General features: G+C 75.0%; 22 protein-coding genes. 6 read left to right on the top strand and 16 right to left on the bottom strand.

Annotated elements, in window-relative coordinates:
* Positions 1-13: 13 nt before the first annotated feature.
* The 8 genes from ACGFZ2_RS32165 to pepN form a co-directional block, all read right to left on the bottom strand.
* Entirely contained in the window at positions 14-2,419 is a 2,406-nt protein-coding gene (locus ACGFZ2_RS32165) for a ComEC/Rec2 family competence protein (protein ID WP_393269438.1), read from the bottom strand.
* 41 nt (positions 2,420-2,460) lie between these two features.
* Positions 2,461-3,390, bottom strand: coding sequence for a helix-hairpin-helix domain-containing protein (locus ACGFZ2_RS32170; RefSeq protein WP_393460314.1), 930 nt, complete (start codon positions 3,388-3,390; stop codon positions 2,461-2,463).
* Positions 3,391-3,515: 125 nt separating this feature from the next.
* Positions 3,516-4,283: an SDR family NAD(P)-dependent oxidoreductase gene (locus ACGFZ2_RS32175; protein WP_393460317.1), complete on the bottom strand. Its 768-nt coding sequence runs from the start codon at positions 4,281-4,283 to the stop codon at positions 3,516-3,518.
* Between the two features lie 113 nt (positions 4,284-4,396).
* Entirely contained in the window at positions 4,397-5,254 is an 858-nt protein-coding gene (locus ACGFZ2_RS32180; RefSeq protein WP_393460320.1) for a DegV family protein, read from the bottom strand.
* A gap of 39 nt (positions 5,255-5,293) precedes the next feature.
* Complete coding sequence (locus ACGFZ2_RS32185) at positions 5,294-5,923, bottom strand: histidine phosphatase family protein (RefSeq protein ID WP_357460383.1); 630 nt, start codon at positions 5,921-5,923, stop codon at positions 5,294-5,296.
* Positions 5,920-6,330 (bottom strand): ribosome silencing factor, encoded by a 411-nt coding sequence (gene rsfS / locus ACGFZ2_RS32190; RefSeq protein ID WP_350710838.1) that lies wholly within the window; start codon positions 6,328-6,330, stop codon positions 5,920-5,922. The genes ACGFZ2_RS32185 and rsfS overlap by 4 nt, the downstream gene beginning before the upstream one ends.
* A gap of 110 nt (positions 6,331-6,440) precedes the next feature.
* Positions 6,441-7,037: a nicotinate-nucleotide adenylyltransferase gene (gene nadD / locus ACGFZ2_RS32195; protein ID WP_393460323.1), complete on the bottom strand. Its 597-nt coding sequence runs from the start codon at positions 7,035-7,037 to the stop codon at positions 6,441-6,443.
* 69 nt (positions 7,038-7,106) lie between these two features.
* Complete coding sequence (gene pepN, locus ACGFZ2_RS32200; protein WP_393460326.1) at positions 7,107-9,620, bottom strand: aminopeptidase N; 2,514 nt, start codon at positions 9,618-9,620, stop codon at positions 7,107-7,109.
* A gap of 69 nt (positions 9,621-9,689) precedes the next feature.
* On the opposite strand from pepN, the gene ACGFZ2_RS32205 reads away from it, so the two are divergent.
* The gene (locus ACGFZ2_RS32205) at positions 9,690-9,908 is read left to right on the top strand and encodes a DUF397 domain-containing protein (RefSeq protein WP_088992395.1); all 219 of its coding nucleotides are present in this window, start codon (positions 9,690-9,692) and stop codon (positions 9,906-9,908) included.
* A gap of 103 nt (positions 9,909-10,011) precedes the next feature.
* Here the strand turns inward: ACGFZ2_RS32205 and ACGFZ2_RS32210 are convergent, their stop codons facing one another.
* Positions 10,012-10,404, bottom strand: coding sequence for a hypothetical protein (locus ACGFZ2_RS32210; RefSeq protein WP_393269298.1), 393 nt, complete (start codon positions 10,402-10,404; stop codon positions 10,012-10,014).
* Positions 10,405-10,799: 395 nt separating this feature from the next.
* On the opposite strand from ACGFZ2_RS32210, the gene ACGFZ2_RS32215 reads away from it, so the two are divergent.
* The 3 genes from ACGFZ2_RS32215 to ACGFZ2_RS32225 all read left to right on the top strand — a co-directional run bounded on the left by ACGFZ2_RS32215 (position 10,800) and on the right by ACGFZ2_RS32225 (position 14,067).
* Positions 10,800-12,047 carry a cytochrome P450 gene (locus ACGFZ2_RS32215; RefSeq protein WP_393460329.1) on the top strand — a complete coding sequence of 416 codons (1,248 nt, stop codon included), beginning with the start codon at positions 10,800-10,802 and terminating at the stop codon, positions 12,045-12,047.
* A 164-nt stretch (positions 12,048-12,211) separates the two neighbouring features.
* The gene (locus ACGFZ2_RS32220; protein WP_393269292.1) at positions 12,212-12,949 is read left to right on the top strand and encodes a class I SAM-dependent DNA methyltransferase; all 738 of its coding nucleotides are present in this window, start codon (positions 12,212-12,214) and stop codon (positions 12,947-12,949) included.
* Positions 12,946-14,067, top strand: coding sequence for a glycosyltransferase (locus tag ACGFZ2_RS32225; protein WP_393460332.1), 1,122 nt, complete (start codon positions 12,946-12,948; stop codon positions 14,065-14,067). The genes ACGFZ2_RS32220 and ACGFZ2_RS32225 overlap by 4 nt, the downstream gene beginning before the upstream one ends.
* 140 nt (positions 14,068-14,207) lie before the next feature.
* On the opposite strand, the gene ACGFZ2_RS32230 is transcribed toward ACGFZ2_RS32225, so the two are convergent.
* The 3 genes from ACGFZ2_RS32230 to ACGFZ2_RS32240 are packed head-to-tail and all read right to left on the bottom strand — an operon-like array spanning position 14,208 to position 16,109.
* The gene (locus tag ACGFZ2_RS32230; RefSeq protein ID WP_393460335.1) at positions 14,208-14,858 is read right to left on the bottom strand and encodes a DUF3618 domain-containing protein; all 651 of its coding nucleotides are present in this window, start codon (positions 14,856-14,858) and stop codon (positions 14,208-14,210) included.
* The gene (locus tag ACGFZ2_RS32235) at positions 14,855-15,307 is read right to left on the bottom strand and encodes a phage holin family protein (RefSeq protein ID WP_393460338.1); all 453 of its coding nucleotides are present in this window, start codon (positions 15,305-15,307) and stop codon (positions 14,855-14,857) included. Before ACGFZ2_RS32235 ends, ACGFZ2_RS32230 begins: the two co-directional genes overlap by 4 nt.
* Before the next feature lie 31 nt (positions 15,308-15,338).
* Complete coding sequence (locus ACGFZ2_RS32240; protein WP_393460341.1) at positions 15,339-16,109, bottom strand: hypothetical protein; 771 nt, start codon at positions 16,107-16,109, stop codon at positions 15,339-15,341.
* A gap of 258 nt (positions 16,110-16,367) precedes the next feature.
* On the opposite strand from ACGFZ2_RS32240, the gene ACGFZ2_RS32245 reads away from it, so the two are divergent.
* Together ACGFZ2_RS32245 and ACGFZ2_RS32250 are read left to right on the top strand one after the other, a co-directional pair.
* Positions 16,368-16,847 carry a DUF4383 domain-containing protein gene (locus tag ACGFZ2_RS32245; RefSeq protein WP_393460343.1) on the top strand — a complete coding sequence of 160 codons (480 nt, stop codon included), beginning with the start codon at positions 16,368-16,370 and terminating at the stop codon, positions 16,845-16,847.
* Positions 16,848-16,882: 35 nt separating this feature from the next.
* Complete coding sequence (locus ACGFZ2_RS32250; RefSeq protein WP_393460346.1) at positions 16,883-17,542, top strand: DUF6766 family protein; 660 nt, start codon at positions 16,883-16,885, stop codon at positions 17,540-17,542.
* A gap of 30 nt (positions 17,543-17,572) precedes the next feature.
* On the opposite strand, the gene ACGFZ2_RS32255 is transcribed toward ACGFZ2_RS32250, so the two are convergent.
* The 4 genes from ACGFZ2_RS32255 to rplU all read right to left on the bottom strand — a co-directional run bounded on the left by ACGFZ2_RS32255 (position 17,573) and on the right by rplU (position 20,245).
* Positions 17,573-18,022: a GNAT family N-acetyltransferase gene (locus ACGFZ2_RS32255; RefSeq protein ID WP_350710860.1), complete on the bottom strand. Its 450-nt coding sequence runs from the start codon at positions 18,020-18,022 to the stop codon at positions 17,573-17,575.
* 70 nt (positions 18,023-18,092) lie between these two features.
* Positions 18,093-19,571 carry a GTPase ObgE gene (obgE, locus tag ACGFZ2_RS32260; protein ID WP_393460349.1) on the bottom strand — a complete coding sequence of 493 codons (1,479 nt, stop codon included), beginning with the start codon at positions 19,569-19,571 and terminating at the stop codon, positions 18,093-18,095.
* 93 nt (positions 19,572-19,664) lie between these two features.
* The gene (rpmA, locus tag ACGFZ2_RS32265; protein WP_013288010.1) at positions 19,665-19,919 is read right to left on the bottom strand and encodes a 50S ribosomal protein L27; all 255 of its coding nucleotides are present in this window, start codon (positions 19,917-19,919) and stop codon (positions 19,665-19,667) included.
* 11 nt (positions 19,920-19,930) lie between these two features.
* The gene (rplU, locus tag ACGFZ2_RS32270; RefSeq protein ID WP_088982529.1) at positions 19,931-20,245 is read right to left on the bottom strand and encodes a 50S ribosomal protein L21; all 315 of its coding nucleotides are present in this window, start codon (positions 20,243-20,245) and stop codon (positions 19,931-19,933) included.
* Positions 20,246-20,346: the final 101 nt, after the last annotated feature.

The raw sequence follows: 20,346 nt of genomic DNA on the forward strand, positions 1-20,346 counted from the left end.
TCGACATCGACTCCTAGGGCTGCCGGCCCGGTGGGGTGCCGCGCGTCACGACCGCGAGGCCCGACCGGCCGAGCACCGCCGCCACGTCCCCGTCGGTGTCGGTACGCAGCACCCGCGCCCCGCCCCGGGCCAGCCGCCCCAGCACCGCCGGGTGCGGATGCCCGTACGTGTTGCCGGCCCCGACCGGCACCAGGGCGACCGCCGGGCGGACCGCGTCCAGGAAGGCCGGATCCTGGTAGGCGGAGCCGTGGTGCGCCACCTTCAGCACGTCGGCCCGCAGCCCGCCCGGCACGGCGCTGTCGAGCAGCGCCCGCTGCTCCTCGGTCTCGGCGTCGCCGGCGAGGAGGATCCGCACCCCGGCGACCGTGGCGAGCAGCACCAGCGAGTTGTTGTTCGGGTCCGACCGGGTGCCCCGAAGCGGGTGTGGCGGACCGACGACGACCAGGTCGAGCACGCCCTCCCGGTACCGCCAACCGGCCCGGCCGGCGACCACCTCGGTGGAGTGCGCCGCCGCCTCGGCGCGGACGAGGTCCCGCCCAGCCGCCGGCTCCGCCCACTGCGGAGCGAGCACGACGTCCACCGGCCTTCCCCGGAACACGCCCGCCACACCGCCCACGTGGTCGACGTGGAAGTGGCTGAGCACCAGCAGCGCGACCTCGCGTACGCCGAGCCGGCGCAGACAGCCGTCCGCCGCCGCCGGATCCGGCCCGGCGTCGACCACCACCGCCCGGCCCGGGGCGACCGGCAGCACGACGGTGTCGCCCTGGCCGACCGCGCAGGCGGCGACCACCCAGTTCGCCGGGGGCCAGCCGGGGGCCGCCAGCCGCACCGGCAGCGCGCCGGCCACCACCGCGACGACGACCACCGCCACCAGCCGGCGGACGACCGGGCGTCGGGCGGCCACCAGCAGCGCGACGGTCAGCCCGGCCAGCAGGAGGGCCCCGGGAACCCCGCCCGGCCACGGCAGCGTCCCGGCCGGCAGCCGCGCCCCGTGCCGCGCCACCGTGACCAGCCACCAGGCCGGCCAACTGGCCAGCCAGGCGAGGAACTCCGCCCCCGCGGGCCAGACGGGCGACACCGCCGCCGCCAGCACGCCGAGCACCGTGGCGGGCGCGATCGCCGGCACCGCGAGCAGGTTCGCCGGCACGGCGACCAGGCTCACCGTGCCCGAGATCCCGGCCACCACCGGGGCGCAGGCGAGCTGTGCGGCGGCCGGCACCGCCAGTGCCTCGGCGAACCCGGCCGGCACACCACGGCGGCGCAGCCCGTCGCGCCACCTCGGAGCGAGCAGCAGCAGGCCGCCGGTGGCCAGCACGGAGAGCGCGAAGCCGGCGTCACCGGCCAGTTCCGGGTCGAACAGCAACAGCACGGCCACGCCGGCGGAGAGCGCGGGCAGGGCCGCCCGGGGACGCCCGGCCGCCAGCGCGGCCAGCCCGATCGCGCCCATCGTGGCGGCCCGCACCACGCTCGGCGAGGGGCGGACCAGGATGACGAACCCCACCAGGGCCAGCCCGCAGAGCCCGGCGGCCAGCCAGGGGCCGGCCCGCACCCAACGGGCCAGCAGCAGCACGGCGCCGACGACGATGGCCACGTTGGAGCCGGAGACGGCGTTCAGGTGGGTCATGCCGGTGGCGAGGAAGTCCTCCTCCACCGTGGGCGGCAACCTGCTCGTGTCGCCGACGACCAGGCCGGGCAGCAGGCCGCCCTGCTCGTCGGGGAGCGGCGCGCAGGCGCGTTGCAGGCCGCCGCGGAGCGCCCCGGCCGCCCGCTGCGACGTCGGCGGCGCACCGTGCCGCTCCGGCGGGCCCGCCGCGCTCAGCACGGCGGCCGTCAGGTCCCCGCCGCGCGGGACGGCCAGCCTCCCCTCGGCGGTCAGCCGCTGCCCGGGCAGCAACCCCTTCCAGCCCGGGTCGGCGGCGAGGACCAGCACGCGGACCGGCGCGACGACCCGCCGCCCGTCCGGGCCGGTGACCCCGGTCAGCTCGCTCGGCACGAGCAGGGTGGCCGGCCGTCCGGCGACACCGCGCACGGGGCGGGGGTCGTCGCGGACGACCAGTTCGGCGGTGACGACGGCACGCTCCTCGACCAGTGCGCGTACCGGCCCGGCGTCGCGGAGGGACACCCGGGCGGCGGTCGCCGTCGCGCCGCAGACCACGCCGATCAGCACCGCGACGGCGATCCAGCCGTACCGCCGGACGGGGGCGGACGGCCGGCCGAGGACGCCGACGAGGTGGAGCCCGGCCAGGCCCGCCACCCCGGCGGCCACCGCCGCCAGCAACAGCGTCACGCCGGCAGTCAGGTGCAGCCCGGCCAGCGCGGCGAGCCAGGCCGCCACGGCCAGGCCGGCCAGCCGCAGGTCCGGCTCCTCCGCCGGCCGGTGCCCCGCAGCACCCGGCGTGCCGCCGGCGGCAGCCGTCACCGGCGACGGTCGCTCGGCCCGCGCCGGCGGTCCGCCCGCCGTCACACCGTCACCAGGTCCTTGAGCTGCTCGTACCGGGCGTCGCCGATGCCGTCGACCTGGCGCAGGTCGCCGACCGAGCGGAAGCCGCCCTGCTGGTCGCGGTGGGCGAGGATGCGCTGGGCGAGCACGGGACCCACTCCGGGCAGGGCGTCGAGCTGCGCGAGCGTCGCGGTGTTCAGGTTGAGCCGGCCGCCCGCGCCGGGCGCCGCTCCCGGCGCCCCGCCGGGCGGTGGTGCCGCGCCCGGCGCGGCGGCGACGCCGACCAGGATCAGCTCCCCGTCGGTGACCTTGCGGGCAGGGTTGAGCAGGGCCACGTCCACTCCGGGCAGAGCCCCGCCGGCCGCCTCGACCGCATCGGCGACCCGAGCGCCGGCCGGCACCCGGACCAGCCCGGGACGGCGTACCTTGCCGGCGACAGCGACCACCAGCTCGCCGGCGGGGGACGCCCCCGGCTCCACCGGCCCGGTCGCCGACACCACGGGCGGCTCGGCGGTGGCCACCGGCCGGACCGGCTCGGCCTGCGGTCGGGACCGCCAGGCCCAGAAGCCGGCCCCGAGCACCACCAGCACGGCGACGACGGCCAACGCCCGCACACCCCGCCGCCCGGGGTCGAACGCGCCCGGCCCCGGCAACCGGGAGGACGTCGCCGCCTCGGCCGTGGCCGCCGTGGCCTCGGGCGGCGGAGCGGGATCCGGCGGCGCCGTCCGCCCGGCCGGGGCCGGGGCGAGGGCCGGCGCCGACCGGACCGCCGCAGCGGTGCCGGGACCCGACCCCGGCCACGACTCCGGGTCGGTCCCGGCCGGTGCCGGCGGAGACCATCCGGTGTGCTCGGCGAACCGGGCCTCGCGCGCCGGCGTACCCGCCGAGGGCGGGCCCGTCACCAACCGGCGCAGCCGTTCCCGGACCACCGTCTCCTCGTCGTCTGACACGACGCGAGGCTAGGACCGCGATGGCCGTCCGGAGGGGGTCGCGAGGCCGGCTGTGGACGGCACGGCCCCCTGTGGACAACCGCCTGATCATGCCCAAGCTGTGCTAGGCCCCGGAAAGCCGCAGGTCAGCGCGCCTCCGGATCCGGACCGAAGACCGACCGTCCCCCGTCGACCGGCAGGGTCACCCCGTTGATGAAGCCCGCCACCGGCGACAGCAGGTACGCGACGGCCTCCGCCACCTCCTCCGGCCGGCCGATCCGCCCGACCGGGTGCAGCCGGATCAGCTCGGCGTCGATCCACTCCGCCGCGGCCGGCTCCTGCCCGGCCAGGAAGGCGGCGTGCCGTTCGGTGGCGACCGAGCCCAACGCCACGGTGTTGGTCCGGATGCCCCGTGGGGCGTACTCGACGGCCAGCGACCGGGTCAGCCCCTCGACGGCGGCCTTCGCGGTCGCGTACGGCAGGCAGCCGGGCACCGGCCGCCGAGCCTGGTGGGAGGAGACGTTCACGACTGCCCCGCCCGTGCCGGCCGCCAGGTAACGGCGCACCGCCGTCGCCGCACCGACCACGGCGGGACGCAGGTTGCGCCCGATCAGGTCGAGCACCTCGTCGACCGGATCGGCGTGCAGCGAGGCGTCCCGGAACACCGCCGCGTTGTTGACCCAGCCGGTCAGCGGCCCGGTCTCCTCGGCGAGGTCGGCGGCCCGGGCGGCGACCCGCTCATCGCCGGCGTCACCGACGACCGCCGCCAGCCGGTCGGCGGCCGGGTGCGCGGTCAGCCAGGCCACCGCGTCGGGATCGTGCTCCACGACCACGACCGCGTTCCCCGCGCCGAGGAGCCGCTCCACGACGGCCCGGCCGACCCCGCGCCCGCCACCGGTCACCACACAGGACATCGCATCCTCCCCGATTCCGCCGGCGGCGCCGGGCGCGCGTCGGGCCCCCCGCTGCCCCGTCCGGTGGGGCAGCTCGACAGCGTCAGCGGGGCATGACCGTCGCGGGATCGACGTTAGTCGGTGGCGGGCCGGCGGTGCACGACCACGCAGGCCAGGCCCGGCCCGGCGTGCGCGGCGACCACCGCGCCCGCCTCCGAGACGTACGCGTGGTGCAGGCGGTCGCCCAGCCGGGCGGTCAGTGTCTCCAGCAGCGCCTCGGCCCGCTGTGGCGCGGCCAGGTGGTGCACGGCCAGGTCGACGTCGTCGTCGCCGGCCGCCTCGACGGCCAGGTCGACGAGCCGGGCCACGCCCCGGCTGGCGGTGCGCACCTTGTCCCTGACGACGATCGCCCCGTCCGACATGTGCATGATCGGCTTGACCGACAGCGCGGTGCCGAGCAGCGCCTCCGCGGCGCCGATCCGGCCGCCCCGGCGCAGGAACTCCAGCGTGTCGACGTAGAACCAGATGCTGGTGCGGTCGACCGCCGCCAGCGCGGCGTCGCGTACGCCCGCAAGGTCCCCGCCCCGCTCGGCCGCCGTGGCGGCGACGACGGCCGGGAAGCCCAGGCCCATGCCGGTCGAGCGGCTGTCGACCACGGCGACCCGGTCGTCGAACTCGGCGGCGGCCAGCCGAGCGGCCTCCACCGTGCCGGAGAGCTCGGCCGACAGGTGCACCGAGACGATCCCGTCGGCGCCGGCGTCGAACAGGTCCCGGTACGTCCGCGCGAACTGCTCGGGGGCGGGGCGGGAGGTGGTCACCGAGACCCGCCGCCCGCCGAGCGCCCGGGTGGCGTCGGCCGGGGTGACCTCCACCCCCTCCAGCCCTTCCGCGCCGTTGAGCACGACGGTCAACGGCACCACTGTCAGCCGGCGGGCGTGCGGCAGCTCGGGCGGGAGGTAGGCGGTGGAGTCGGTGACGACCGCGACGGGCATGCCCGGCACGCTAGCCGATCGCGGCGGGGAACGCCGGGGTCAGACGGCCTCGGTGGTGGCCGGCACAGTGATCAGGCCGACGTTGTGGGCGCGCAGGTGCCAGCCCCGGGCGTCGTCGTGCCGCAGCTCCGTCCAGTGGCAGTTGGACAGCGACCCCACGGTGCGCAGCACCGCGTGCTCCCAGCCGAGCAGCTGGCCGACGCCCTGCCGGGCGCCGCCGCCGTGGGTGGTCACCACGACGGTGCCGCCGGGGGCCAGGTCGGCGGCGTCCTGGAACGCCGCGCCGATCCGCTTGCCGAGGTCGTCGAGGGTCTCGATGCCGGCGCCCGGATCCGGGTCACCGGCCCGCCAGCGGGCGAACTCGGCGGGGTGTCGCTCGGCCGCCTCGGTGAGCACGAGCCCCTGCCAGAGCCCGAAGTGCCGCTCCCGCAGCCGCGGGTCGGTGCGCACCGGCAACCCGGTCAGCGCCGCGAGCGCGGCGGCGGTGTCCGCCGCGCGACTCAGGTCGCTGGCGACGATGGCGTCCGGCCGCAGCGCGGCAAGCAGGGGCGCGGCGGTGCGGGCCTGCTCGCGGCCGAGGTCGTTCAGCGGCACGTCGGTCTGCCCCTGGACCCGGCTGGCGGCGTTCCAGTCCGTGTTGCCGTGCCGCCAGATGATCAGGCGGGTCATTCCGCGGCGGCGGAGCCGGTGCCGGACTCGGCGTCGACCAGGTCCCGGTCGACGAACGGGATCGTCGGGCAGTCCTTCCAGAGCCGGTCGAGGGCGTAGAACTCGCGCTCCTCGGTGTGCTGGACGTGCACCACGATGTCGACGTAGTCCAGCAGCACCCACCGGCCGCCCCGCTCGCCCTCGCGCCGGACCGGCTTGGCCTTCTCCGGAAGCTGGAGCAGCCGCTCCTCGATGGCGTCGACGATGGCGAGCACCTGACGCTCGTTCGGGGCGGCGGCGAGCAGGAACGCGTCGGTGATGGCGAGCTGGTCGCCCACGTCGATGATGACGATGTCCTGCGCCTTCTTGTCGGCCGCGGCCTGGGCGGCGGCGATCGCCAACTCGTGAGCGCGTTCGGAAACTGTCACCGTTCTCCTTCGATCAACCGTGCGATCCTCCAAGCGTCTCACACACGGCGGAATCCCGACTCGCCAGTTCTGACGCGTTACCCGGCCGAACCACCCGATACCGGGTCGAATCACTGCTGGTAGAGGCGCCGTTTGGCGATGTACTGCACCACACCGTCCGGCACGAGATACCAGACCGGCTCCCCGCGGGCGACCCGCGCGCGGCAGTTCGTGGACGAGATGGCCATCGCCGGGACCTGCACCAGGCTCACCGTGTCGGCGGGCAGGTGCGCGTCGGTGAGCTCGAAACCGGGCCGGGTCACCCCGATGAAGTGGGCCAGCTCGAAGATCTCGTCCAGGTCCTTCCAGGAGAGGATCCGCTCCAGCGCGTCGGCACCGGTGATGAAGAAGAGCTGCACCTTCGGGCCGTACTCGGCGTGCAGGTCACGCAGCGTGTCGACCGTGTAGGTGGGCCCGCCCCGGTCGATGTCGACCCGGCTGACCTGGAAACGGGGGTTGGAGGCGGTGGCGATCACCGTCATCAGGTAGCGGTCCTCGGGCGGGCTGACCGGCTGGTCCTCCTTCTGCCACGGCTGGCCGGTGGGGACGAAGACCACCTCGTCCAGGCCGAACCGGTCCGCCACCTCGCTGGCCGCGACGAGGTGCCCGTGGTGGATCGGATCGAAGGTGCCGCCCATGATGCCGACCCGCCGGATGTCCTCCTCCATCCGATGATCGTAGGCCGGGCACGGCCGACGGCGACCCGGGGCCGCCGGCCGTCCCGGCCACCGGTCCGCTCAGGCCGACGCGGCGGCCGTCGCCGTCCGGACCACCAGCGCCCGGCGCAGGTCGTCGTCCAGGTCGGTGACCCAGCGCCGCAGGCCGGGCGTGAGGTCGTCCCGGGCCAGCAGGGCCGCGGCCAACTCCCGGGTGGGCTGCGCCACGGCGTACCGGGGGAAGGCCCGCACGGTGACCGCGTCGGCCACCCAGGGGGTACGCAGCTTCGCCGCCGCCGGCATGTCGGCGAAGTACCGCTCGACGTACGGGGCGGTCAGCTCGGCCTGCTCCGGCTGCCAGAAGCCCTCGGCGGTCGCCTCCACGAGGCGGTTGGACAGCTCGGTGTTGCGCACCACGATCTCCCACGCGGCCCGCTTGGCCTCCCCGTCCGGCAGCGCCGCCCGGCAGCAGGCGGCCCGCTCCGCCCCGGTGGCGCTACGGTCCGCGGCCGCCTCGGCGGCGATCTCCGCCTCGCCGGCCGCACCCAGCACCACCAGGCGCAGCAGCAGCGCCCAGCGCAGGTCGGCGTCGACGGCCAAGCCCTCCGGCACGCCGTCACCGGCCAGCCACCCGGCGAGCAGCCTGGTGTCGGTGGTGGCCGCGATCAGGCCGCGGGCGGCGGCGAGCTGCAACGAGCCCCCGGCCGGCGCCCCGGCGAGGAGCGCCGCGCACGCCCCGGCGACCCGGAGCAGGGCGGCGTCCCGGGCGAGCGGTTCCAGGTAGCGGTCGATCAGCCGGCGGCTCAGGGTGAGCACCTCCTCGGCGATCGTCACCTCCGTCTCGGCGGGCAGCGCCGCGGCGACCAGGGCGACCAGCGAGGTGACCGGGCGCTCCCCGTCGGTGGCCGCGTCGAGCGCCTCGCCCCAGAGCAGGGCCCGGGCCAGCGGGTCGGCGAGCCCCGGCAGCACCATGGGCACCGCGTCGGCCGAAGCCGGATCGAGGCGGATCTTGGCGAAGGTCAGGTCGCCGTCGTTCGGCAGCAGCAGCCCGGTGGCCGGCTCGCCGAGCAGCGGCGTCAGCGTGGTCCGCCCGCCGTCGGCGTCCGGGTCCAGGTCGACCTCGAAGCGGCTCGCCGTGCCGTCGGCGTACCGACCCACGCCGACGCGGTGCGGGCGCAGCACCGGGTGCGACGCGGGGGCGGTCTGCACGATCGCCGCGTCCCGCCAGCGCCCGTCGGCGTCGACCGAGGTCTCGATGCGCAGGGTGTTGACCTGCGCGCTACGCAGCCACCGGTCGGCCCAGGCGCCCAGGTCCCGCCCGCCGGCGTCGCCGAGGGCGGCCAGCAGGTCCGTCAGCGTGGCGTTGCCGAACCGGTGCTTCGCGAAGTGCGCGTTCAGCCCGGCGAGGAACGCCTCGTCGCCCAGCCAGGCGACCAGCTGCCGCAGCACGCTGGCCCCCTTGGCGTACGAGATGCCGTCGAAGTTGAGCAGGGCCTCGGCGGCGTCGGCGACCTCGGCCGGGGCGACGGGGTGGGTCGACGGCCGCTGGTCGGCGGTGTAGCCCCAGGACTTTCGGCGGATCGCGAAGGTCGTCCAGGCCCGGTCGAAGCGGGTCGCCTCGGCGGTCACCCGGGTGCCCAGGTACTCGGCGAAGGACTCGTTCAGCCAGAGGTCGTCCCACCAGCGCATGGTGACCAGGTCACCGAACCACATGTGCGCCATCTCGTGCGCGATGGTGGTGGCGCGCACCTCGCGCTGGCTGTCGGTGACCGCCGAGCGGAACACGTAGTCGTCCCGGAAGGTGACCAGGCCGGGGTTCTCCATCGCGCCGGCGTTGAACTCGGGCACGAACGCCTGGTCGTACTTGCCGAACGGGTAGCGATCGGCGAAGAGTTGGTGGAAGCGGTCGAGGCACTGCTTCGTGACGGTGAGGATCTCGTCGAGGTCGGCGTCCAGGTGGGCGGCGAGGGAACGGCGGCAGTACACGCCGAGCGGAATGCCGTCGTGGGAGTCGCGGCGGACGTGCCAGGGGCCGGCGACCACCGAGAAGAAGTACGTGGCCAGCGGGGCGGTGGGGGCGAACTCCCAGCGCCCCGGCCAGGGGTTCGCGGCGAGCGCCCCGTTGGCGGCGACCGTCCACTCCGCCGGGGCGGTGACCGAGAGCGTCACCGGGGCCTTCAGGTCCGGCTGGTCGAAGGCGGCGAAGATGCGCGGCGCCTCGTCCAGGAAGGACATCGCATACAGGTACGTCTCGCCGTCGGCCGGGTCGACGAAGCGGTGCATCCCCTCGCCGGTGTTCGAGTACGCCATCTCGGCGGTGACGGTGAGCGTGTTCTCCGCCGCCAGGTCGGCCAGCGGGAACCGGCCGTCGGCCAGCGCGGCCGGGTCGAGGTCCCGGTCGTTGAGGCGTACCGTCAGCAGCTTCGCGGGCTTGACCTCGACGAAGGTCTGCGCTCCGGCGGCGGCCCGGAACCGGATGGTGGCGGTCGAGCGGAACCGCTCACCGTCGCCGGTCAGGTCGAGGTCCACCTGGTAGGACTCGACGGTGATCGCCGCGCCACGCGCGGTCGCCTCTACACGGGTCAGGCTCGGCATCCGCTTATCCTGCCCGATGGGGATCCGCACGTGTTTCCCCATGACCCCGTGGCACTGGAGGACTGAACCATGGCTTCGCACCCCAAGGGCGACTTCGACCTCTCCCGGGCGGTCTGGCAGCGGGCCGAAGGCGACACCTCCGAGAGCGCCGTCGAGGTGGCCTTCGTCGACGACCTGATCGGCATGCGCAACTCCGCCGAGCCGGACGGCCCGGTGCTGGTCTTCACCCAGGCCGAGTGGGACGCCTTCGTCGCCGGTGCCCAGGACGGCGAGTTCGACCTGGACTGAGCCCGAGGACGCCGGTCGGGTCGGTCGGCGGCACCGCCGTCGGCACCCGGCCCCGCCCGACCCGCGGCGGGGCGGGGCGGGACATCCCGTGGGCCGCGCACCCCTAGTCGCCGTCGCCCCAGCCCAGTCCGCCGGGGCCGGGAGCGTGGTGGAAGCCGGGGTGGCCGGCCACGTCGACGCAGCGCTCGCCGTCCGGCCCGGACGCGCCGCAGAACAGCCGCTCGGCGTGCTGCCACGCCTCGGCCGGCGACAACGCCGACGCGCCCAGGGCCAGCTCGGGTCGCAGCAGGCTCAGCGCCTCCGCGTATCCGACGGCGACCTCCCGGGCCGATTCCAGGTCGGGCGCGGTGAAACCAAGGTGCACGGTGAAGAACCGGCCCGGCCGGGCCGGGCGGCGGGGCGGCGCGATCAACGGGGCGCCGGCCGCGTCCCGTGCCGCGCCGAGCACCCCCAGCGCCTGCCGCTGCCGCCAGTACGGCGGTCTGTTGTCCCGCATGGGTCCTCCCGTGGCGATCGTGGGCGCGGCCCTCCCCCAGGTGACCCGCCCGGGTTCCGGCCCGGCTGCCGGCCGTCGGCACGCCGTCGGCGGCCCGACCGGACCGCTCCCCCGAGCCAACCAGCTTTCCGCTCCCCTGGGAGGGGCCAGCGGGCGCGCCGTGCGCTGGCCCCCTCCCCTCACGTTCCGCCATCCGGCCGGACGTGGCCGGCGACCGGGAATCGCGTGCGAGTCCCGGTCGGCACCGGGTGCGGACGGGTTCCCGACCGCCCGCCGCCCGGCGCCGGCCGCACGCCGGCCTGCCGCGGGATTGCGCCACGCCTGCCTGGGTAGACGCATAGGCATCGACGAGACCGGCCGGCCGGCAACGGCCGCCGCCCGCGGCAGGAGGCCCGATGGCAACCATCCCGACGGAGCGCAGCCCGGAGAGCTCGGTGGCGTTCCTGCGCGACGGCTACCGCTTCGTCGGCCGGCGCTGCGACCGCCACGGCAGCGACATCTTCCAGACCCGGCTGCTGCTACAGCGCACCATCTGCCTGCGCGGCCGCCCGGCGGCCGAGCTGTTCTACGACACCGAGCGGTTCGTCCGCGCGGGTGCGACGCCGATGCGGGCGCAGCGCACCCTGACCGGCAGGGGCGGCGTGCAGGGCCTGGACGGCGCCGACCACCGCGACCGCAAGGCCATGTTCATGTCGATCATGACGCCGACCGCGGTCCGGCACCTCGGCCAACTCTTCGACGACGAGTGGCGGGCCCGCGTCCCGGCCTGGGAGACGGGCGGGCCCGTCGTGCTGTACGACGAGGTCGGCCGGATGCTGACGCGCGCGGTCTGCGCCTGGGCGGGCGTACCGCTGGCGGCCTCCGAGGTCGACCGGCGCACCGCCGACCTGCACGCGATGATCGAGGGACCGGCGGCGCTCGGCCCCCGGCACTGGCGGGGCCTGCTGGGCCGCCGCCGGGGCGAGCGCTGGATCGGCGGCGTCATCGACCGCGCGCGCGTCGGCACGCTCCCGGCGCCCGCGGGCAGCGCGCTGCGGGTGGTCGCCGAGCACCGCGACGCCCACGGGCGGCTGCTCCCCCGCCGGATCGCCGCCGTCGAACTGCTCAACGTGCTGCGCCCCACCGTCGCCGTGGACCGGTTCGTCGTGTTCGCCGCGCTCGCGCTGCACGACCACCCGTCCTGGCGGCAGCGGGCCCGCGAGAGCGAGGAGGCCACCGAGAGCTTCGTGCAGGAGGTACGCCGCTTCTACCCCTTCTTCCCGGTGGCCGCCGCCCGGGTCCGTCGCTCCTTCGACTGGCAGGGTTACCACTTCCCGCGTGGCCGGCGGGTGCTGCTCGACCTGTACGGCACCGACCACCACCCGGAGCTCTGGCCCGAGCCGGAGCGGTTCCGCCCGGAGCGCTTCACCGGCTGGCGGGGCGACGCGTTCCGCTTCGTCCCCCAGGGCGGCGGGAACCATCTGTCCGGCCACCGCTGCGCCGGTGAGTGGATCACCATCGAGCTGATGAGGCGGGCGGTGACGAACCTGACCACGGCCATGCGCTACGACGTGCCGCCGCAGGACCTGGCGCTGAGCCTGAGCCGGATGCCCGCACTGCCGCCCAGCGGCTTCGTGCTCACGAACGTCCGCCGCACCGCCTGAGCGCACCACCCCCGGCCGGTCCGGTCGGTCGGCAACCGGTGCCCGGGGACGGGCCGCCCGCTACCGGCGCACCGCCCGTGACGCCCGACGGAATCGGCGAACCGGTTTGACCGGCCGATATGCGGGCACCTGCTGCGGGCACCCACCGTCACCGGGAGACACCGTTGTCCTTCGACGCCAGCGAGTACGGCCGGCACGTGGCCGAGGTCTACGACGAGACGTACGCCCACCTCGCACCGGACGCCGCGGTGGAGCGGCTGGCCGCGCTGGCGGACGGCGGCCCCGTGTGCGAGTTCGGCGTCGGCACCGGCCGGCTCGCGCTGCCGCTGGTCGCCCGGGGGCTGACCGTCGCCGGCATCGAGGGCTCTCCCGAGATGGTCGCGGGGTTGCGGGCGAAGCCGGGCGGCGACGCGGTCGAGATGGCCGTCGGCGACTTCGCGCAGACCCGGGTGCCCGGCGAGTTCGCCGTGGTGGTGCTGGCGTTCAACACGATCTTCGCGCTGCCGGACCAGGCCGCCCAGGTGGCCTGCTTCCGCAACGCCGCCGCCCACCTGCGCCCCGGCGGCCGGTTCGTGGTCGAGGCCTGGGTGCCCGATCCCGGGGCCTTCCGGGCCGGCGGCGCGCTACGCCCGGTGCGGGTGGCCGAGGACGCGGTGCTGCTGGAGGCGGCCCTGCTGCACCCGGCCGAGCAGCGGATGACCACGACGAAGGTCCGGTTCAGCAACGCCGGGGTGCGGTTGCTGCCGGCCAACCACCGCTACGCCTGGCCGGCCGAGCTGGACCTGATGGCCGAGCTGGCCGGGATGCGCCGGGAACACCGGTGGGAGGACTGGACCGGGCGGCCGTTCACCGACGACAGTCGCGACCACGTGTCGGTCTACCGCCGCCCGGAGCGGCCGTGACCGCCCCCGCCCGCCCGGCGGGCGACGCGCCCGGCCCGGACCACCACCGCGCGGCCGGGACCACCGACGACCACCGCGCCACGCCGACGGCCGGGGCCGCCGGTGACCACCGCGCCACACCGACGCCGACGGCCGGGGCCGCCGACGACCGCGGGCTGCCGATCGCGTACGTCCTGCCGCTGCGCTGGACCGACGACGCCGGGCTGCCCGAGCTGACCGGCTACCTGCGCTGGCTCAGCTCGCGGGTCGACGTGACCGTGGTGGACGGGTCGCCGCCGGAGCTGTTCGCCCGGCACCAAATCGCCTGGCGGGGGCTGGTCCGGCACCTGCCACCCGATCCCGCCGTACGAGGCGTCAACGGGAAGGTGACCGGCGTGCTCACCGGCGTCGCCGCGGCCCGGCACGAGCACGTGGTGATCGCCGACGACGACGTCCGGTACGACGAGACGGGGTTGCGCGCCGTGCACCGGCTGCTCGACCGGGTGGACCTGGTCCGGCCGCAGAACTACTTCGACCCGCTGCCCTGGCACGCGTGGTGGGACACCGGGCGGACCCTGCTCAACCGGGCGCTCGGCGCGGACTACCCCGGCACCCTGGCGGTGCGCCGGAGCACCTTCCTCGCCATGGGCGGCTACGACCCGGACGTGCTCTTCGAGAACCTGGAGCTGATCCGCACCGTGCGCGCGTACGGGGGCACCGAGGCGGCACCCGCCTGGCTGCACGTACGCCGGCTGCCGCCCGACACCGCCCACTTCCTGGGCCAGCGGGTGCGCCAGGCGTACGACGACCTGGCCCAGCCGGCCCGCCTGGTGGCCGCGCTCGCGGTCCTGCCGGCGCTGGCCGCGGCGGTCGCGGCCCGGCGACCGGGGCTGCTGTTCGGGGCGGCCGGGACCGCCGTGGTGCTGGCCGAGGCGGGTCGGCGCCGGGCCGGCGGCAGCGCGGTCTTCCCACCGACCGCCGCCCTGGCGGCCCCGCTCTGGGTGCTGGAACGCGGCGCGTGCAGCTGGCTCGCCCTCGGCCGGCGGCTCCTCTTCGGCGGGGTCCGCTACGCCGGCGGCCGGGTCCGGCGCGCCGCCCACTTCGACCGCACCCTCCGCCGCCGCCTCCGCCGCCGCTGACCCGCCCCACGCCCACGCTTACGCCCACGCGATCTTGCACCTCCTGCCCGGATAGTCCGGTCACAAAGCCGCAGAAGGTGGGCACAACTGCAAGATCGCGGCGGGCGGCAGGGCGGAGGGCGGGGCGGGGGGCGGGTCGGTCAGTACCGCACCTGTTCGCGCGACTGCTGCGCCTGGCCCTTGACGTCCTGCGCGGCGGAGCGGGTGTCGTCCCTGACGGCGTGCACGGCCTCCTGCGCGGTGGACTTCACCGACTCGGTGGCGTGCTGCGCCGGCTCACGCAGTTCCTCCTTCAGCTCGCTGGCGACCTCGCCCAGCTTCTCCTTCACCACCCCGGCGTGCTCGCCGGCCTTCTCCTTGACCTGCGTCGCCACCTGCTGCTCACGACGGGTGGCCGGGATCAGCGAGGAGGCGAGCCAGCCGACGCCGAAGGCGATCAGGCCGGCGGCCAGCGGGTTGCCCTCGGACTTCTGCCGGATCGCGTGCGGGGCCCGGTGCGCGGCGTCGCTGACCGTCGAGGCGGCCGAGTGCGCCCGGTCGCTGACGGCGGACGCCGCCGACGAGGCGTGGTCGCCCACCGAGTGGGCGCCGTGCTTGGTGCTGTGACCCAGGTCGGAAGCGGTTCCCATCACCTTGTCCCTCACATTCTGCAGTGCGTTGCGGGCCCGCTGCTTGCGGTCGTCGACGATGCGGGCGGGGCTGACCTTGTACGCCAGCGCGTCCACGTCGGAGCTCAGGTTGCTCCGGGTGGCTTCGATCTCCCGGCGGATCTGGTCCGGGTCGGTGCTCATCGGGTGACCTCCTGCGGGTGGGGCTTGAGCGCGTCGGGAATCCGCTGCACGCTCTCGTTGGTCTGCTTGAGGCCACGAATCCGCTCGGCGTTCCTCTTGGCCATGGAGTAGAGGACCGCGGCGATCGCGCCCCAGATGACGGCCACGATCAGCGCCGCCCAGCCGGCGTCCATCACGTTGGACAGCCCGGCCCAGAGGGCCAGCGACAGGAACAGGGCCACCATGTAACCGCCGAAGCCGGCGCCGCCGAAGAAGCCGGCGGCCTTGCCCGCCTTCTTGCCCTCCTGGCGGATCTCGGCCTTGGCGAGTTCGACCTCCTGCCGCATCAGGGTGGACAGGTCGGTGGTGACCTGACGCATCAGCTCACCGAACGAGCTGCCCCGGACCTCGTCCGCGTCGTGGGGGTGGTGACCGGAGTTCAGCCCCGACCCCTGCGTCGGCATGCTCATGCCGCCGCCTCCCTTCGGATGACTCGTGGGCTCACGGACGGGTGGTCCCGCTCGACGGCACGCCCGGCAGCGGATCGGTCCGGGTCACCGGCGGCAGCGGCTGACCGACGCCACCCGCCGGGTCGGCGTAGCCGGTGGTGGTCTGCGGATCGGCGTACCCGCCCGGGGTCGGGTCCAGGTAGCCGCCCGTCGGCACGGCGTCCGGCACCGCACGCTGGGCCGGCGTCGGCGGGATGACCGCCGTCCGGTCCGGGTCGTAGCCGGCACCCGAGCCGTACAGGGAGCGGCCGTTGTCGTCGCCGGCGGCGGAGATGTTCCTGGTCAGCCGGCCGGCGAGCACGCCCAGCACGGCGGCGCCGACGAGGAAGGTGCCCGGATTGCGGCGGGCGTAGTCACGCACCTCGGCGATGATGTCGCCGGGCTCCCGCTGCTCCAGCCAGCCGGCCACGCCGTGCACCCGGTCGGCGGCCTGGCGGGCGATCTCGCTCACCGGCCCGGCCTGACCGCCCTGCTCGGCCATCGAGCGCATCTCGTCGGCCAGCGAGCGGAGCCCACCAGCGGCGCGCCGCTGCTGCTCACCGGCCTGGCTGGCCACCTGGCTGCGGGCCTCGCCGTAGAGGTTGCGCGCCTGGCGGGTCGCCTCGCCGACGACCTCCCTGCCCTGCTCCTTGGCCGTCCCGGCGACGGTGCCGCCGGCCTGCTTCGCCTCCGACCCGACCTGGCGGGCCTGCTCGCGGACGCCGCCGCCGTTCGTCGACTCCTGCCCGTACGTGGAAGTCGTGGGTGACAGATCGTAAGTCATGATGTCCCTTCCGCTCGGAAAGTCGTCGCGGTTGTGCTGGGGGGATGCGACCGGCCGTTGCTGCCGCCGCCTCCTCTGACCTACCCTCCGTCGCCGCTTCCATACCTCGTTCGTGACTTCTCCTGCGGCCCGTCGGGTGCGGACTACAAAATGGAGGATCGTCGGGCCGGATGCCGATGCCATCACGGACAGTGACGGCCGGTCGCCGCGACCCGCGCCGCGGGCAGGGCGTTCCGCGGGTCCACGGAGGTGACATCGATGGCACGGAACGCTCGCGGCGCCCCGCCGGGACGGAAGCCCGCGGTGCAGTTCGCCGCGGTGGCCGCGGCCGGGATCTTCGCCCTGGTCGGGGTGCTCGGGTTCATCCCCGGCGTCACCACCGACTACGGCGACATGACGTTCGCCGGTCACCACTCCGAGGCCCGGCTGCTCGGCCTGTTCCAGGTGTCGATCCTGCACAACGCGCTGCACCTGGGCTTCGGACTGGCCGGGCTGGTGCTGGCCCGCACCGTCGCCGGGGCCCGGATCTTCCTCGCCGGCGGCGGCGCGCTCTACCTCGGCCTGTGGCTGTACGGCTTCGCGATCGACCGGGAGAGCGTGTTGAACTTCATCCCGGTCAACGACGCCGACAACTATCTGCACCTGGCCCTCGGCTTCGGCATGCTCGCCCTGGGGCTGCTGCTGTCCAACCAGGTCGGCACCGGCGGCCGTCTGGACAGGCCCTTCGACCGCCCCTGACCGCAGCGGCCGGGGATCGCGACAAGGAGGTCGTCGTGCTCCGCCGGCTACGGGACCACGCGCTGACGATCTCGATGTTCGGGGCCTTCCTCGTCTTCCTCGCGTTGCAGAGCGTGTTCGGCTGGCACGCCCGCAACGAGGAGTTGACCGATCTCGGCGCGATGCCCGTGGCCTGGCCGGCGTACCTGCGTAGCGGGCACTTCGCCGAGGCCGTCTTCGAGAACTGGGAGTCGGAGTTCCTCCAGATGGGCGGCTACGTCCTGCTCACCGCGTACCTGGTGCAGCGGGGCTCGGCCGAGTCGAAGCCCGTCGGGCAGACCGACCGCCCCGAGGACGACGAGCGACGCGCCACCCCCGACTCACCCTGGCCGGTGCGCGTCAGCGGCCTGCCGCTGGTGCTCTACCGGAACAGTCTCTCGATCGCGCTGCTGCTGATCTTCGCCGGCTCGTTCCTCGGCCACCTGGTCGGCGGCACGGCCAGCTACAACGAGGAGCAGGCGCTGCTGGCCGGCGCGCCACCGATCGGCGTCCGGGAGTTCCTCGGCACCAGCGAGTTCTGGTACCAGTCGATGCAGAACTGGCAGAGCGAGTTCCTCGCGGTCGGGATGCTGATCGTGCTGAGCGTCTTCCTGCGTCAGCACGCGTCGCCGGAGTCGAAGCCGGTCACGGCCGCGCACTCGCACACCGGCGACTGACCGGCCGGCCGGCGCCGGGCGCGGGCGCCGTCAGGCCGGCACGCGCAGCCGCTTGGCGAAGCAGACGCTGTACGGGTTGCTCACGTACTCGCCGTACACCGGGATCGGCTCGTACCCACAGGAGGTGTAGAGCCCGATCGCGGCCGGCAGATACGTGCCGGTCTCCAGGCAGACCACCGCGTGCCCCTGCCGGAAGGCCAACTCCTCCAGCGCGGCCAGCAACTGCCGGGCGATGCCCCGCCCCCGGTACGCCGGACGGACGTACATCCGCTTCAGCTCGCCGGTGCCGTCGTCGAGCGCCTGGATCCCGCCGCAGGCGATCGCCCGCCCGTCGGCCACCACCACGAGGTAGCGGATGTCGTCGTGGGTCACGGTCGCCTGGCCGTCCAACCCGCCGTCCGCCTCGCGCAGCTCGCGCTGCTGGGCGGTGACCAGGGCGTCGATCTCCGGATCCGTGGCGGGGCGGGACTCGATCAGCATCAGGCCACGCTAGGCGGCGCGGATTTCGGGCAGGTTTCCGGCAGTCGACCCGCTCACGGAGCGCGACGAGCTATTCGGCGTCGCCCTCCCCGACCCCGTCGTACGGGCCGACCTCGTCCGACGGGCCGGCCTCGACCTCGTCGGCCGGGCGCTGCCGGCGGGCCTTGCGGGCCGCCAGCCGCTCCGCCGCGGAGGCGCGGGTCGACTTCTCCTCCAGCCGGACGTCCGTGCCCCGGTTGCCCGGGACGAAGTCGGCGCCGGCGTAGAGGGTCGGCTGCCAGTCGAACTCGCGGTCGCCGATCCGGACGAGGTCGCCCGGCTCCGCGCCGGCCTTCCCGAGCTTCTCCTCGACACCCAGGCGCGCCAGCCGGTCGGCCAGGTAGCCCACCGCCTCGTCGTTGTCGAAGTTCGTCTGCCGCACCCACCGCTCGGGACGGACGCCGCGCACGAGCCAGCCGCCGTCCGGCGCGGCCTCGATCGTGAAGCCGGCGTCGTCGACCGCCCTCGGCCGGATCACGATCCGGGTCGGCTCGGCCGGCGGCGCGGCGCTGCGCGCCTGCTCCACCAGCTCCGCCATGGCGTACGTCAGCTCCTTCAGCCCCTCCCGGGTGGCCGCCGAGACCTCGAACACCCGGAAGCCGCGCTCCTCCAGGTCGGGGCGGACGATCTCGGCCAGGTCCCGGCCGTCCGGCACGTCGACCTTGTTCAGCGCCACCAGCCGGGGCCGGTCGGCCAGGCCGCCGTACTCGGTCAGCTCGGCCTCGATGGTGTCGATGTCGGCCACCGGGTCCCGGCCGGGCTCCAGGGTGGCGGTGTCGATGACGTGCACCAGCACCGAGCAGCGCTCGATGTGTCGGAGGAACTCCAGGCCGAGGCCCTTGCCGGTGGCCGCCCCCGGGATCAGGCCCGGTACGTCGGCGACCGTGAAGGTGTGGTTGTCCACCCGGACCACGCCCAGGTTGGGGACCAGGGTGGTGAACGGGTAGTCGGCGATCTTCGGCTTGGCGGCGGAGATCACCGAGATCAGCGACGACTTGCCGGCCGACGGGAAGCCGACCAGGCCGACGTCGGCGACGCTCTTGAGCTCCAGCACCACGTCGAGCTGCTCGCCGGGCTCGCCCAGCTCGGCGAAGCCGGGGGCCTTGCGCCGGGCGTTGGCCAGCGACGCGTTGCCCCGGCCGCCGCGCCCGCCCCGGGCGACCTCGAAGGTCGTGCCGGCGCCGACCATGTCGGCCAGCACGGTGCCGTCGAGGGCGTGCACGACGGTGCCGTTCGGCACCTTCAGCACGAGGTTGTGGCCGTTCGCGCCGTCCCGGTTCGACCCGGCGCCGCCCTTGCCGTTCTCGGCCTTGACGTGCGGGCGGAAGTGGAAGTCGAGCAGCGTCGTCACCTGCGGGTCGACCACGAGGGACACGCTGCCGCCGTGCCCGCCGTTGCCGCCGTCGGGGCCCCCGAAGGGCTTGAACTTCTCCCGGTGGATCGAGACACAACCGTGCCCGCCATCGCCGGCCTGCAGGTGCAGGACGACCCGGTCAACGAACGTCGCCACGGGCGTCAATCCTTCCAGCGAGGTCGACGCCCCGCACGAGAAAAGGCGCAGCGGGCCGGGACACGAGGTCCGCGGCCCGCTGCGCCGGAGAAACTACTGCTGCGGCACGATGCTGACGGTCTTGCGACCGCGCTTGGTGCCGAACTGGACCGAACCGGCGGCCAGCGCGAAGAGCGTGTCGTCTCCGCCACGGCCGACCAGGTCACCGGGGTGGAACTTGGTGCCACGCTGACGGATGAGGATCTCACCCGCGCTGACGACCTGACCACCGAAGCGCTTCACGCCGAGCCGCTGGGCCGCGGAGTCACGGCCGTTACGCGAGCTGGACGCACCCTTTTTGTGAGCCATCTGAGGACGACCTACTTCCCGCTGGAGATGCCGGTCACCTTGACCTGGGTCAGCGGCTGACGGTGACCCTGGCGCTTGTGGTAGCCGGTCTTGTTCTTGAACTTGTGGATCCGGATCTTCGGGCCCTTGGTGTGCGCGGCGATCTCGCCGGACACCGCGACCTCGGCAAGCTTCGCCGCGTCGGTCACCAGGTCGTCACCGTCGACGAGGAGCACCGCGGTGAGCTTCACCGCGTCGCCGGGGGCACCGGCGAGCTTCTCGACCTCGATCACGTCGCCCTCGGCGACCTTGTACTGCTTGCCGCCGGTCTTGACGATCGCGTACATCGGAGGCGGACTCCCTGTCGTTGAGGCTGCTGGCGGGTGTTCCCACGGCGGCTCGCCGGGTAGCAGAGGCACGGCGGCGCGGGCGCGCGGGGACTCGGCAC

It is taken from the genome of Micromonospora sp. NPDC048063 (assembly GCF_043202855.1).
Taxonomy (GTDB): domain Bacteria; phylum Actinomycetota; class Actinomycetes; order Mycobacteriales; family Micromonosporaceae; genus Micromonospora.